Source organism: Streptomyces sp. NPDC005266 (genome assembly GCF_040607655.1).
Lineage (GTDB): Bacteria > Actinomycetota > Actinomycetes > Streptomycetales > Streptomycetaceae > Streptomyces.
This window is the reverse complement of sequence record NZ_JBEXHC010000009.1, coordinates 14,900-27,047: the sequence shown is the minus strand read 5'-3', so window position 1 is coordinate 27,047 and position 12,148 is coordinate 14,900. Positions and strand designations below refer to the sequence as shown.

General features: G+C 69.4%; 12 protein-coding genes. 6 read left to right on the top strand and 6 right to left on the bottom strand.

Annotated features, from left to right (window positions below; all coding sequences use genetic code 11):
- The first annotated feature begins 32 nt into the window (after positions 1 to 32).
- The 3 genes from ABZU99_RS18690 to ABZU99_RS18680 all read left to right on the top strand — a co-directional run bounded on the left by ABZU99_RS18690 (position 33) and on the right by ABZU99_RS18680 (position 2,577).
- On the top strand, positions 33 to 779 hold the full coding sequence (locus ABZU99_RS18690) for an ABC transporter ATP-binding protein (protein WP_355945780.1): 747 nt from the start codon (positions 33 to 35) through the stop codon (positions 777 to 779).
- 118 nt (positions 780 to 897) lie between these two features.
- The gene (locus ABZU99_RS18685; protein WP_355945777.1) at positions 898 to 1,179 is read left to right on the top strand and encodes a phosphopantetheine-binding protein; all 282 of its coding nucleotides are present in this window, start codon (positions 898 to 900) and stop codon (positions 1,177 to 1,179) included.
- Between the two features lie 54 nt (positions 1,180 to 1,233).
- Entirely contained in the window at positions 1,234 to 2,577 is a 1,344-nt protein-coding gene (locus ABZU99_RS18680; protein WP_355945774.1) for an NAD(P)/FAD-dependent oxidoreductase, read from the top strand.
- Between the two features lie 186 nt (positions 2,578 to 2,763).
- Here the strand turns inward: ABZU99_RS18680 and ABZU99_RS18675 are convergent, their stop codons facing one another.
- The 5 genes from ABZU99_RS18675 to ABZU99_RS18655 all read right to left on the bottom strand — a co-directional run bounded on the left by ABZU99_RS18675 (position 2,764) and on the right by ABZU99_RS18655 (position 7,979).
- Positions 2,764 to 3,288: a TetR family transcriptional regulator gene (locus tag ABZU99_RS18675; RefSeq protein ID WP_355945771.1), complete on the bottom strand. Its 525-nt coding sequence runs from the start codon at positions 3,286 to 3,288 to the stop codon at positions 2,764 to 2,766.
- Between the two features lie 461 nt (positions 3,289 to 3,749).
- Entirely contained in the window at positions 3,750 to 4,487 is a 738-nt protein-coding gene (locus ABZU99_RS18670) for an ABC transporter permease (RefSeq protein WP_356049322.1), read from the bottom strand.
- Positions 4,484 to 5,266 (bottom strand): ABC transporter ATP-binding protein, encoded by a 783-nt coding sequence (locus ABZU99_RS18665; protein ID WP_355945764.1) that lies wholly within the window; start codon positions 5,264 to 5,266, stop codon positions 4,484 to 4,486. The genes ABZU99_RS18670 and ABZU99_RS18665 overlap by 4 nt, the downstream gene beginning before the upstream one ends.
- A 189-nt stretch (positions 5,267 to 5,455) precedes the next feature.
- Positions 5,456 to 6,103 carry a TetR family transcriptional regulator gene (locus ABZU99_RS18660; protein ID WP_355945761.1) on the bottom strand — a complete coding sequence of 216 codons (648 nt, stop codon included), beginning with the start codon at positions 6,101 to 6,103 and terminating at the stop codon, positions 5,456 to 5,458.
- A 553-nt stretch (positions 6,104 to 6,656) separates the two neighbouring features.
- On the bottom strand, positions 6,657 to 7,979 hold the full coding sequence (locus tag ABZU99_RS18655; protein ID WP_356049376.1) for an FUSC family protein: 1,323 nt from the start codon (positions 7,977 to 7,979) through the stop codon (positions 6,657 to 6,659).
- A gap of 226 nt (positions 7,980 to 8,205) precedes the next feature.
- Between ABZU99_RS18655 and ABZU99_RS18650 the strand changes: the two genes are divergently transcribed.
- From ABZU99_RS18650 to ABZU99_RS18640, 3 genes are read left to right on the top strand one after another with little or no spacing between them, the layout of a single operon-like run.
- Positions 8,206 to 8,721 carry an Lrp/AsnC family transcriptional regulator gene (locus ABZU99_RS18650; protein WP_356049320.1) on the top strand — a complete coding sequence of 172 codons (516 nt, stop codon included), beginning with the start codon at positions 8,206 to 8,208 and terminating at the stop codon, positions 8,719 to 8,721.
- Positions 8,722 to 8,746: 25 nt separating this feature from the next.
- Positions 8,747 to 9,460 carry an HAD family phosphatase gene (locus ABZU99_RS18645; protein WP_356049318.1) on the top strand — a complete coding sequence of 238 codons (714 nt, stop codon included), beginning with the start codon at positions 8,747 to 8,749 and terminating at the stop codon, positions 9,458 to 9,460.
- A 53-nt stretch (positions 9,461 to 9,513) separates the two neighbouring features.
- Positions 9,514 to 10,473: a serine hydrolase gene (locus ABZU99_RS18640; RefSeq protein WP_355945752.1), complete on the top strand. Its 960-nt coding sequence runs from the start codon at positions 9,514 to 9,516 to the stop codon at positions 10,471 to 10,473.
- Between the two features lie 66 nt (positions 10,474 to 10,539).
- On the opposite strand, the gene ABZU99_RS18635 is transcribed toward ABZU99_RS18640, so the two are convergent.
- Positions 10,540 to 11,994 carry a DUF1996 domain-containing protein gene (locus ABZU99_RS18635; protein WP_355945750.1) on the bottom strand — a complete coding sequence of 485 codons (1,455 nt, stop codon included), beginning with the start codon at positions 11,992 to 11,994 and terminating at the stop codon, positions 10,540 to 10,542.
- Between the last annotated feature and the right edge of the window lie 154 nt (positions 11,995 to 12,148).

Sequence of the window (12,148 nt, the reverse complement as noted above, 5' to 3'; positions counted from 1 at the left end):
TCCGCGTTTCCCACCCTAGGACGGAGAACGAAGTGCCCGCAGCAGCTATTCACGTAAGGAACCTCGTGGTTCACCGGGGCGGACGGCCGGTACTGAACGGTGTCAATTTCAGCGCCATGGTGGGCACGGTCACCGGACTCCTGGGGCCGAGCGGCAGTGGCAAGACCACGCTCATCCGATCGGTCGTCGGGGTGCAGAAGATGAAGAGGGGTGAGGTGACGGTACTCGGCCAAGCCGCGGGCTCGGCCGTGCTGCGCCGCCAGATCGGATATTTGCCCCAGTCCCCCAGTGTCTACGGGGATCTGACGGTCGAGGAGAACGTCAGGCATTTCGCGGCACTGCACGGCAAGGGCGGGAAGGAAGCCGCACGGGCGATCGACCGTGTCGCCCTGACAAGCGCCAGGGACCAGTTCGTCCGCGCACTCTCGGGCGGCCAGCGCACCCGCGCCTCCCTGGCCTGTGCGCTGGTCCCCGATCCGCGGGTCCTCGTGCTCGATGAGCCCACTGTGGGACAGGACCCGGTGCTGCGGCGCGAGCTGTGGCAGCACTTCCGGGATCTGGCCGCGTCCGGCGTCACGATCCTCGTCTCCAGCCACGTCATGGACGAGGCCGCGCGCTGCGACCGGATCCTTCTCATGCGCGAAGGCGGGATCATCGCCGACGACACGCCCGCGGCGATCCGCGCCAGCGCGGCGACGGACGACCTCGACGAGGCGTTCCTCCGCCTGGTCGAGACCCCGAGGGCCTACCGGACACCCACGCACTCCCGGACGATGTAGCAGCTCGCCCCGGATTGGACCCGCCACCGCACCGGCCGCTCGCCGAGCGGCCGGTAAGCACTTCGACGCGGCACTCGCCACTCACCGACGCCGCAGGTCACCGCCCCAGGAGGAATCCGTGACGCGCGACGCAGTCCACGACCAGCTCGCCGAGTACATCCGAAAGACCTTCCTCGACGACAGCAGAACCTCCCTGAATTCGGACACCCCCCTTCTGGAATGGGGGATCTTGAATTCGATGAACACCGCGAGGCTCCTGACCTATATCCGCGAGGAGCTCGGAACCACCGTCCCCCCGACCCACATCACCGGAAAGCACTTCAAGGACCTCAACGCCATCACGGACATGGTCCAGTCGCTGCGTGCCGAGACACGCGAGATCGAGACCCTCAAGGACTGACGGCAAGTCAGTCGGCAACACCCAAGCGAAGCACAGGCAATCAGGGGAGAGCGGATGGAACCCGAGTTCGAGATAGGAATCATCGGTGGCGGCCCGGCCGGCTCCACCGCCGCGTCATACCTCGCCAGGGCCGGTCTGAAGGTGGCCGTGTTCGAATCGGAGAACTTCCCCCGTGACCACGTGGGAGAATCACTGGTCCCCGCGACCACACCCGTCCTGGTGGACATTGGCGCTTTCGACAAGGTCGAGGCCGCCGGCTTCCCCAAGAAGTACGGCGCCGCATGGACCTCCGCCGAGAGTGGCCCGATCGACAAGCTGGGCTTCACCGGGCTCGACCACGACTTCCGCGCCGCGGAGATCCTGTTCAACGAACGTGCCCAGCGGGGCGTGCAGAAGGACTACACATTCCATGTGGACCGATCCCAGTTCGACCTGCTCCTGCTCAAGCACGCGGAGGAGCAGGGGGCGAAGGTGTTCCAGGGGGTCCGCATCAACCGGGTCGACTTCGCCGCCGAGCACCCGGTCCTCCAGTGCAACCTGGCCGGCCGGAGGGTGGACGTCCCCGTGCGGATGGTGGTCGACGCCAGCGGCCGCAGGACGATGCTGGGCAGCCAGCTCAAGGTGAAGCAGCCGGACCCGGTGTTCAACCAGTACGCCATTCACACCTGGTTCGACAACTTCGACCGCAAGGCACTGGCCGTCAACAAAGAGCAGTCCGACTTCATCTTCATCCACTTCCTGCCCCTGGTCGACACCTGGGTGTGGCAGATTCCGATCACGGACACGGTCACCTCGATCGGCGTCGTCACGCAGAAGCGCAGGCTCAAGGCATCCAAGGACGACCTGGAGAAGTTCTTCTGGGACACGATCGCGAGCCGCCCGGAGCTGCTGGCCGCGCTCAAGAGCAGTACCCAGATGCGGCCGTTGAAGACCGAGGGCGACTACAGCTACGCCCTCAGTCAGATCTGCGGCGACAACTTCCTCATGATCGGTGACGCCGCGCGTTTCGTGGACCCGATCTTCTCCAGCGGTGTCTCCGTCGCGCTCAACAGCGCCCGGATCGCCTGCCAGGACATCATCGCCGCCGCCCGCGCGGGAGACTACTCCAAGAAGCGGTTCTCCAGCTATGAGACCCAGCTGCGGCGCGGGGTGAGCAACTGGTACGAGTTCATCTCGATCTACTATCGCCTCAACATCCTGTTCACAGCGTTCGTGCAGGATCCGCGGTACCGGATCGACGTGCTCAAGATGCTCCAGGGCGATGTCTACGACGATGACGAACCGAAGGCACTGGCGGCGATGAGAGAGATCGTCAAGGCCGTGGAAGAGGATCCCGAACACCTGTGGCACCCCTACCTCGGTGAGCTCAAAGCCCCGTCGGCCAAGGCCATGTTCTAGGCGCTCCCCAGGGCCCATCCGCCGGGTCGGCCCCTGCCGACGGACTCACCCTCCGCCCGTTGACCGTATCGCCGGCCGATGCCCACGCTCGGCTCCTGCCGCTGCGCCGGAACATGGTCCATCCCCTCCCCCCGGCACCACCCGCACCACCCGATCCGCCGCACCGGCGCAGCTCCGGGGCGGCGTCTAGGGCTTGGCGATCAGCGCCTGGATGGACGGCGCCGTTCGCCGTACGACCCTGTCCATGCTGGCCGCGGAGAGCGGGTCGAGTTTGAGCACATAGCGCTGCACCGCCACCCCGAGCAACTGTGAGGCGATCAGGGACGCCCGTAGCCTGGCGTCCCTGCCGCCGATCACCGCGGCAAGCTTGGCCACCAGCCCCTCGGGGGTCACACTGTCCATCAGCGGTTCGGCACTGTCCTTGCCGAGGGTGGTCCGGAAGACCGCGGTCAGCGCGTCCCCGCTCTCCCCCTCCCACAGCTTCAGATAAGCCGGGAGCAACCGCTCGGCGAGGTCGTCCAGGCCGCCGTCCAGGACCGGATTCAGCCCCTCCAGCATCTGGGTGGCGTCGTGCACGACGGCTTCGAAGACACGTTCCTTGTTGACGAAGAAGTAGTGAACAAGGGCGGGATCCACACCGGCTCGGCGAGCGATGGCCCGGATCGTGGTTCCCTCGTAGCCCAGCTCGGAGAAGAGCTCTCGGGCCGCCACGAGAATCGCGCTGCGGCTGGCGCTCTCACCAGGACGCCGCCCCGTGCGCCGACTGGCCGATGCCCCGGGCGTCACATCCCGCTGTCGCGGGGGGCCGTCCGCTTGTGTCGATGATTTGCGCACCCGCCACCTCCGTATGTACCGGCAAGTATAGTCCTGGACTCATGAGGTGACTTCATGGCCGCGTGCGCACCAATTTCACCCACCCTTGGACTGATTCGGTGCTTGACCGATGGATGATCGGTCGGGTGGCTCGGGTTGTGTGGATGGCACAGAGGCAGGGCGAGGCCGAAGCGGGGGACGCGGTCGCCGGGCACCGGCCACCGCGCCGGCATGCCGCGGGCACGGGGAGACCATATCCGTGCCAGGGTGACGGTGGGACGACCGGTGTGGAGTCCACCCCGCCGGGCGGGTGCTGACCGCTCACGGCGGGGAGGCGGGGACCGAGTTACGCAGCCGGGTCAGGTCGTACGGCGGCGCAGGGTCGCGGACCCCAGGCCGAGGACCAGCAGGGCGCACCCGGCGATGACGATCACGTCGCGGACCACGTTGCCGGTGATGTCCGGGTGGCGCAGCACCTCGTTCATCCCGTCCACCGCGTACGACATGGGCAGCACATTGGAGATGGCTTCGAGTACGGGCTGCATCGAGTCGCGCGGGGCGAACAGGCCGCACAGCAGGAGTTGTGGGAAGAGCACTGCCGGCAGGAACTGCACCGCCTGGAACTCCGAGGCCGCGAAGGCCGAGACGAACAGGCCGAGAGCGGTGCCGAGCACGGCGCAGAGCAGGGCCATGAGCAACAGGAGCCACGCCGAGCCCTCGATGTCGATGTCCAGGGCCCATACGGCGAGCCCGGTGGCGAGTGATGCCTGGACGATGGCGATCAGGCTGAAGGCGACGGCATAGCCGATGATCAGGTCCGTCTTGGCCATGGGCATGGACAGCAGCCGCTCCAGCGTGCCCGACGTGCGTTCGCGCAGCGTCGCGATGGAGGTGACCAGGAACATCGTCACCAGCGGGAAGATGCCGAGCAGGGAGGCGCCGATGGAGTCGAACGATTTGGGGTCGGCGTCGAACACCCAGTACAGCAGGAGCAGCAGCAGGCACGGCACGAGCAGCAGCATCGCGATGGTGCGCTTGTCGTGGGCGAGCTGCCACAGGACCCGGCGCGAGGTGGCGAGGGTGCGGGAGTTGTTCATCGGGCTGCTTCCTTTTCCTTGGCGGCGTCGACGAGACGCAGGAACGCCTCCTCGACGGTGTCGGCGCGCAAACGCTCGCGGAGCGCGTCCGGGGTGTCGTCGGCCAGGATGAGGCCCGACCTCATCAGGAGCAGCCGCTGGCAGCGCTCGGCCTCGTCCATGACGTGGGAGGAGACGAGCAGTGTGATGCCCTTCTCGAACGCGAGCCGGTGGAAGAGGTTCCACAGATCGCGGCGGAGCACGGGGTCGAGGCCGACGGTGGGCTCATCGAGAACCATCAGCTCGGGGGTGCCGAGCAGGGCCACAGCGAGGGAGACACGGGAGCGCTGGCCTCCTGAGAGGTTGGCGGCCAGGGAGCCGCCGTGGTCGGTCAGGTCGACCTCCGCCAAGGCCCGCTCGACCTGGTCGTGCCGGGTGCGTCGGCTGATGCGGGGCGCGAGCACGGCGGCGTAGTAGTCGAGATTCTGACGTACTGTTAGGTCCGCGTAGACAGACGGCGACTGGGTGACGTAGGCGACCGCTGAACGCAGCGGGGCGGAGCCCGCCGGGCGGCCGAGCACTTCGAGCGAACCGGTGACCTTTGCCTGCGTGCCGACAATGGCGCGCATCAGCGTCGACTTGCCGCAGCCGCTGGGGCCGAGGAGGCCGATGACCTGGCCGCGGGGGACCTCGAAGTCCAGCGACCGGAGGACCGTGCGGGTGCCACGGACGACGGTGAGGCCCTGAGCGCGAATGGCCGGGGAGCCTTCGCGCGGGGCGACTCTGGGAGTATTCATCATGTGATGATTAAAGGGCGTCGGGGACGGCGGGTCAAGCGGGCGCGGTGGCGTGGCGACGGCGCATCGGCGCATCCCGGCCAGGTCTCCTCGATCCGACGCAACCGTGCGCCGGCTTCGCCGCTGAGGGCAGCGCGGGACCGGAGTACCGGAGGTGGGAAACGCGGGCGAAATCGCAGACAGCGCGCCCGGTCAGCCCTCGGTGAGGTGCCGCTGGACCACCGGCACCACCCTGAGGATGATGCGCTCGGCATCCTCCGAGGCGAGCGGCTCAACCTTGATCACATAGCGCAGCATCGCGATACCGACCAGCTGTGCGGCGGCGAGTTCCACGCGCAGTCCGGGGTCCGGAACATCGAGCTCACCAGCGATGCGCCGCATCAACTGGGAAACGACCATCCTGCGGAAGATCCCGGCGGCTGTCTCGTTTCCGACGGCGGAACGGACAATGGCCAGCAGCGGCTGCCGAGAGGCCGGGTTCTCCCACATCCCGAAGAAGAAGCGGGTCAGCCGCTCCCCCGCGGTGCCCGGACCGTCGGCCGCGTTGCCTTCCGGAGGCGACAGAGCGGCCAGGGCGGGCGCGACGGACACCTCGATCGCCGCCGCGAAGACCTGCTCCTTCGTACCGAAGTAGTGGTGCACCAGCGCGGAATCCACACCCGCGGCCTTCGCGATGGCGCGGATGGAGGTCTTGTCATAGCCACGCTCAGAGAACTCTGCCCTCGCCGTGGCCAGAATCCGGTCGCGCGTGCCGGGATCGCCGGCTCGGGCCCCGGTTGGCCTACCACGTCCGCGGTGCGTCCGCGGACGGCTCTCGCGCTCGTTCCCCACGCTGGTCATGGTCTGCCATTCACGCCCTGCCCCAGCGGGACCGCGTGCAGACGGGCGGAGGCGGAAGCCTCCCGAACCCCTTGCGTCTCGGCGACCACGCCGGCCCGGTAACGCATGGCAGCTGCGCGGTCCACGAGCAGAGCGCTACTGGTCGCCTGGGTACGTACCGCCGTAGTAGCCACGCAACACAGCATACGGCGCGCCTCCTTCGAGTGGCTCGGGCCTCGGAGGCGAGGCGCCGCCGAGCTCCGCGAGATTGGCCGAGCCTGGTACGGCCCATTGACGCAATGGTCTAGTTCTGTCTTCCCGAGCCTCCCGCGTGTTCCCCTGAAAGCTGGCCGCCGAGGGCGCCGCGGGCTCCGGGGAGGTCGGCCTGGCGCGGGTGGACTGGGACCGGTTCCTCGCCGTGGGCCGCCGCCCGCTCCCGTGCGGCCTCCGGTCCAGCCACCGCGGCAGCCACCGGGCGGCGCGTCCGAAGAGCGCCATCACTGCGGGCACGATGGTCACGCGCAGGCATCATGATGAACATCTCGTAGCGAGCCGGCCGGACAGCGAGCAGGCCCTACACCGGCTCCGCGACGGCTCGGCGGCGCGGCCGGGCGTCGCGCGAGACGGCCGGGTCGGCGGCGACCTCGGCGGCGAGGCCGCGGGCCTGCCGGGCGCAGTCGTCGAGCGCCGCCAGGACCTGGCGCGCCCGGGCCCGCCGGGCCCGCAGGGGGCTGAGCGGGTGCAGCAGGGGGGCGACCGACATCCGCAGCCGGGCCAGCGCCCACTCCAGCTCGGCGACGTGCGGCGCCGGGTCGGCCCCCGCGTCGCCCGCGAGCCGTCGCGACGCCTCGGCCGCGCAGTGCCGTAGGCACTCCAGGGCGCGCCGCACCCAGGCGTCGGTCGCGGCGTGCGTGGTGATGGGCAGGACGATCACGACGGCGAGGGCGGCGCCGAGCGCGCCCACCGCGGTCTGCTCCATGCGCAGCCCCAGCAGCCCGGCGTTCAGGACGCCGAGCAGCCCGTAGAGCAGCCCGGCCATCAGCGTCACGAAGAACATCATCCAGCTGTACGACAGGGGCGCGGTGTAGAAGATCCCGAAGACGCAGACGGCGACGATGGCGGCGGTGGGCGCGACCGCGCCGTGCAGCGGTACGGCGACGACCAGCGCGGCGGCGATGCCGCACCCGGTGCCCAGGACCCGGCGGAAGCCCCGTACCAGCGTCTCACCGCGCGAGGCGGTGTTGACGAAGATCCACCAGGCGGTGCCGACAGCCCAGTACCAGCGTTCGCCGGAGACGGCCTGGCCGACGGCGAGCGCGAAGCCGCACGCGGCCAGCGCCTGGAACGCCTGCCGGGTGGCGGGCCGGGCCAGCCCCCGTCCGCCCGGCGGCGCGGGGGCCTCGGGCGGCGGTTCGCGCCGCTCCACACACCAGAGCCCGAACCGTACGACGGCCGCCATGGCCACGCCGATCAGCACCGCCCCGGCCAGCTCGGCCAGCTGCTCCGGCCTGGCCTGCAGGAACTGCGCGGCGAAGAACATCATGAACGCGAAGATGCCGAGCGCGTTGCCGCGCGGCCCCCAGCGCCGGGCGGCGACGCCGCAGAAGACGACGGCGAGGAAGGCCGCGTCCCGCGCGAGGGGCCGCCCGTGCAGCGCGGTGGCCAGCGCGAGCACCGGAAGGCCGACCACCGGGAGCAGCGCGGTGGTGACGGCCTGCCGCCGCACCGTCGGATCGGCGACGTTGAACAGCGCGAGCAGTGCTCCGAGCCCGGCGGCGATCGAGGCGGCCAGCGGGAGGCCGGCCAGCACGGCCACGGCGGTGCCCAGGCCCACGCCGAGCACGCCCCGCGTCGAGACGCGCAGCCGCAGCCGCCCCGGGTCCGGGGCGGTGAACATCCTCTTCAGCACTGCTTCCCGCTCCCCCAATACGTCTCCGAGCACCGGCCCGCGCCCGCGATGGCGCGGTATGAAGCCGCATAGAAAAGGCGCTGCGGTATCCACAGCGCCATCGACACACCCATGACAGCATCATGGAGCCCCCTGGCTCAAGCGAGTGCCGTATTGCCGGGCCATTGGTACAGTCGTTTCCCAGATAAACGGACCACGAGGGAGCCGATGGCCCATGGCCGCACCAGTCGACGCGCTCGACGCGAAGATCCTGCGGCTCCTGCTGGAGCAGCCGCGTACCAGCGTGCGCGAGTACGCCCGGACACTCGGCGTCGCCCGGGGCACCGTGCAGGCGCGGCTGGACCGGCTGGAGCGTGACGGCGTCATCACGGCGTACGGCCCGTCGCTCTCCCCCACCGCGCTGGGCCATCCCGTCCTGGCGTTCGTCCATATCGAGGTGACCCAGGGTCATCTGGACGAGGTCGGCGATGCCCTGGCCGAGGTCCCGGAGATCATGGAGGCGTTCTCGATCACAGGCGCGGGGGATCTGATGACCCGGGTCGTCGCCCGGGACAACGAACATCTGGAGGATGTCGTCCAGCGGCTCATCCAAATGCCGGGCGTCGTCCGCACCCGTACCGAGGTGGCGCTGCGCGAGCGCGTCCACCACCGGATGCTGCCGCTGGTGGACGCGGTGGGGCGAGCGGCCCCGGCCGGCCGCTCCGCCCAGGAGCCCCGGCCGCGGTCCTGATCATCGCCTTGGCATGCTGGTGCCCATGAGCTCCAGCCGCACACCGCGTCCCTCCTCCCCCCGCCTCCCCGCCGTGATCTTCGATCTGGACGGCACGCTCGTGGACAGCGAGCCGAACTACTACGAGGCGGGGCGGCTGACCCTTAAGCGGTACGGCGTCACCGACTACACCTGGGAGGAGCACTCCCGGTTCATCGGGATCGGCACCCGCGAGACGCTGGAGACCCTGCGCGACCAGTACGGCATCGACGCGCCCGTCGACGAACTGCTCGCCGTCAAGAACCGGCACTATCTGGAGCTGGTCGCCAGCGCCACCGAGGTCTTCCCCGCGATGCGCGCCTTCGTCGAGCGGCTGCGCTCGGCCGGCCACCCGCTCGCCGTCGCCTCCGGCTCCTCCCGCACCGTGATCGAGGCCACCCTCGCCGCCGCGGGTCTGGAGGCGCTGCTGCCCGTGTATCTCTCCGCGGAGGACGTCGGCCGGGGCAAGCCGGAGCCGGATGTCTTCCTGGCGGCCGCCCGGTTGCTGTCCACCGATCCGGCCGACTGTGTGGTGGTCGAGGACGCCGCGCCCGGGGTGGAGGCGGCGCGGCGGGCCGGGATGCGCTGTATCGCCGTCCCGTACGCCATGGACGACGACCGGGACGGCGCGGTCTACGGCTCCGCCGGGCTGGTCTTCGGCGGCGGTCAGCGCGAGTTCGACGCCCGGAGGGCCTACGACTGGGCGACGGCCGGTAGTTGACACCCCGGCGGGTCCTCCCCGGTCCCGCGGTGAGACCATGCGCATGCCCGGACATGTCAGCACAGAAGACGGAGGGGCATATGCAACACGGTGGGAGAAGAACGATCCGCCGCTGGGGGGCGGCCGTCATCGCGTCGACGGCGGCACTCTCGATCGCCGTACCGACGGCCACGGCACAGGCCGCGGGCGGCCCGTCGGGGATCCGCGCCAAGAGCGCGTATCTGCTGGACAGCGGCGCCAACAGGCAGCTGTGGACCAAGGACGCGGACACCAAGCGCCCGATGGCCAGCATCACCAAGCTCATGACGGCGGTCGTGGTGCTCGACACCCGTGGGGTGAACCTCGACAAGAAGGTCACGGTCAAGCAGGCCTACCTGGACTACATCAGGACCAGCGGCGGCAGCGCGGCGGACCTGAAAAAGGGCGACAAGCTCACGGTCAAGCAGCTGCTGTACGGGATGCTGCTGCCGTCCGGATGTGATGCGGCGATGGCGCTCGCCGACACCTTCGGCACGGGGAACACCACCGCCAAGCGCACCAAGTCGTTCATCTCCAAGATGAACAAGGAGGCCGACACGCTGGGGATGACCAGGACCAGGTACGACTCCTTCGACGGCATCAGTGACCGGGGCGGCAACTACACGACGGCCCGTGACCTGGCCAAGCTGGCGCGCCACGCGCTGGGTAACGCCACCCTCCGCACGGTCGTCAAGTCCGTCGACACCCAGCAGAAGGCCCCGGCCGCCAACGGGCGGACCAGGACCTACTTCTGGTCGAACACGAACAAGCTGCTGGGCTCGTACCGCGGCGCGATCGGCGTCAAGACCGGCACCGGCAGCACGGCCGGCAAGTGCATCGTCTTCGCCGCCAAGCGGGACGGCCGCACCGTCGTGGGCGTCGTCCTCAACGACGCCAACCGGTACCCGGACGCCAAGAAGATGCTGGACTGGGCGTACCACACCCGCACCCAGGTGACCTGGCGTCAGCTGCCCGGGGGCGCGCCGCGGGACTGACCCCGGCCTGCCCGCACGCACCGGTGCCCCGGACGGATTCGGCCGGGGCACCGGTTCCGTGTGACGTCAACCGCACTTACGGCCCGTGTTGACGCAGTTCACCGCCTTCTTCATCAGCGAGGAGGACATCACGTTGATGAAGTCGCCATGGTCGGTGACCGGCTTGTGCAGCTGCTCGGGGAAGCTGTCGACGGCGAAGACCGAACCCGGCGCGATCTTGTAGGTGATCCGCTGGGTCAGCTGGGGAATGGCCTTGAAGCCCTTGGGGCACGCGCCCTTGGCGTCGGCGAAGGCCACATGGGTGCGGTGGTTCGCGCTGTCGGCGTTCTTGCCGTCCCAGCAGCTCTGGAACTTGAACGTACGGACCACGTTGCTGCCCTTCGGGCAGAGCGGGTACTTGTCCTTCAGCTGACGGTTCTCAAAGCCGGTGCAGCTCCAGGACGCGTTGGCGTTGGCCGTTCCGTTGGTGAACGACTTGGCGTCGCCGGTGATGATCCGCAGGAACTTCGGCATCGCCACGACCTTGGAGACCGGGCTGCCGCCGAAGGTGATCTGCGCCGAGGCGGGCTGGAGAATGCGCCCGATGTTGCCCTCGGTGCCTCCGCCGGGGAGGTCGGCGTCGCGCTCCTTCGTTCCGTCCTGCAGCCGCACGACCGGCCAGTAGTGGGTGGAGCGGTCGCCGTTGGTGCAGGTGGTCTTGGCGGCGGCGAGGCTGTCGTTGGTGGAGAAGGCGCTGGTGTCCTTGTTGCCGACGTAGTCGTGCATGTGGTGGGCGCCGTTGCTCACACCGGGGGCGACAATCACGTTGTCGGAGTTGAAGTGCTTGTTCTCGTTGCGGCCACAGCGCGACGAGAAGGTGCCCTTGGAGGCGTTGGCCTGGTTGCGGGGTTTGGCGACGTTGGGCTGCACCTTGCGGATGTCCACGAAGTCCGACTTCTGGGGCCCGGCCTGCGCCTGACCGCCCGCGGCCGGCGTGGCCGTCGCACCGGCCGCCGGAGTGGCCGTACCCGCGGCCGGAGTGGCGGCGCCCGGGCTGGAGGTGCTCGCCGGCGCGGCAGCGGGGGCCGCGTCGGTGCGCTTGACCGTACAGGATGCCATCGCGTCCAGCCCCTGGGCCTGCCGCGAAGCCCCACCCATGGCCTTGGTGATGCTGTCCAGCGTGGCGCGGCGCTTGGACGTCAGCGGGTCCAGTACGCGCGTCCGCACCCAGTCCTGGTCGGCTTGCGCACCGCGGTTGGCGAGCTTCCCGTAGGCATCGGCGACCTGAGTGTCCATCTGCGCCAGCTGCTTGTCCACCGCCGGCCGCGCCTGCTGCGGCACGCTCGACAACTTCGTCGCCACGTCGGGACAGGTGATCGTCATCGTCCCCCGCGCCCACGTCTGCCCGCCGGACTGCCTGGCAGCGGAGGCATCGTTGTCGGTCATCAGGAGCGCCCCGCCCCCCACGGCCAGGGCGGTCACGCCGACCACGGCAATCCCGATGACCCGGCCTCGCTTGTGTCTCTTCTTCGTCCTCACCATGTACCCCTCAGGTGACAGTGGTCATGTGCCGGGGCGCACGCCCTCGGTCTTCATCGGACCGCGCCTCCCTCGCCCGGCGCGGGCGGAAGGCACAGCACGACAGTGAGGGATACGGAATCCGGAGTGATTCTTCTCAGCTGCTGCCGACCGAATC

Excerpts from the sequence above, each read along its gene's own strand:
- ABZU99_RS18680 (WP_355945774.1), top strand. The coding sequence starts at position 1,234 with ATGGAACCCGAGTTCGAGATAGGAATCATCGGTGGCGGCCCGGCCGGC.
- ABZU99_RS18670 (WP_356049322.1), bottom strand. The coding sequence starts at position 4,487 with ATGAACAACTCCCGCACCCTCGCCACCTCGCGCCGGGTCCTGTGGCAG.
- ABZU99_RS18665 (WP_355945764.1), bottom strand. The coding sequence starts at position 5,266 with ATGATGAATACTCCCAGAGTCGCCCCGCGCGAAGGCTCCCCGGCCATT.
- ABZU99_RS18660 (WP_355945761.1), bottom strand. The coding sequence starts at position 6,103 with ATGACCAGCGTGGGGAACGAGCGCGAGAGCCGTCCGCGGACGCACCGC.
- ABZU99_RS18655 (WP_356049376.1), bottom strand. The coding sequence starts at position 7,979 with ATGTTCACCGCCCCGGACCCGGGGCGGCTGCGGCTGCGCGTCTCGACG.
- ABZU99_RS18650 (WP_356049320.1), top strand. The coding sequence starts at position 8,206 with ATGGCCGCACCAGTCGACGCGCTCGACGCGAAGATCCTGCGGCTCCTG.
- ABZU99_RS18645 (WP_356049318.1), top strand. The coding sequence starts at position 8,747 with ATGAGCTCCAGCCGCACACCGCGTCCCTCCTCCCCCCGCCTCCCCGCC.
- ABZU99_RS18640 (WP_355945752.1), top strand. The coding sequence starts at position 9,514 with ATGTCAGCACAGAAGACGGAGGGGCATATGCAACACGGTGGGAGAAGA.
- ABZU99_RS18635 (WP_355945750.1), bottom strand. The coding sequence starts at position 11,994 with ATGGTGAGGACGAAGAAGAGACACAAGCGAGGCCGGGTCATCGGGATT.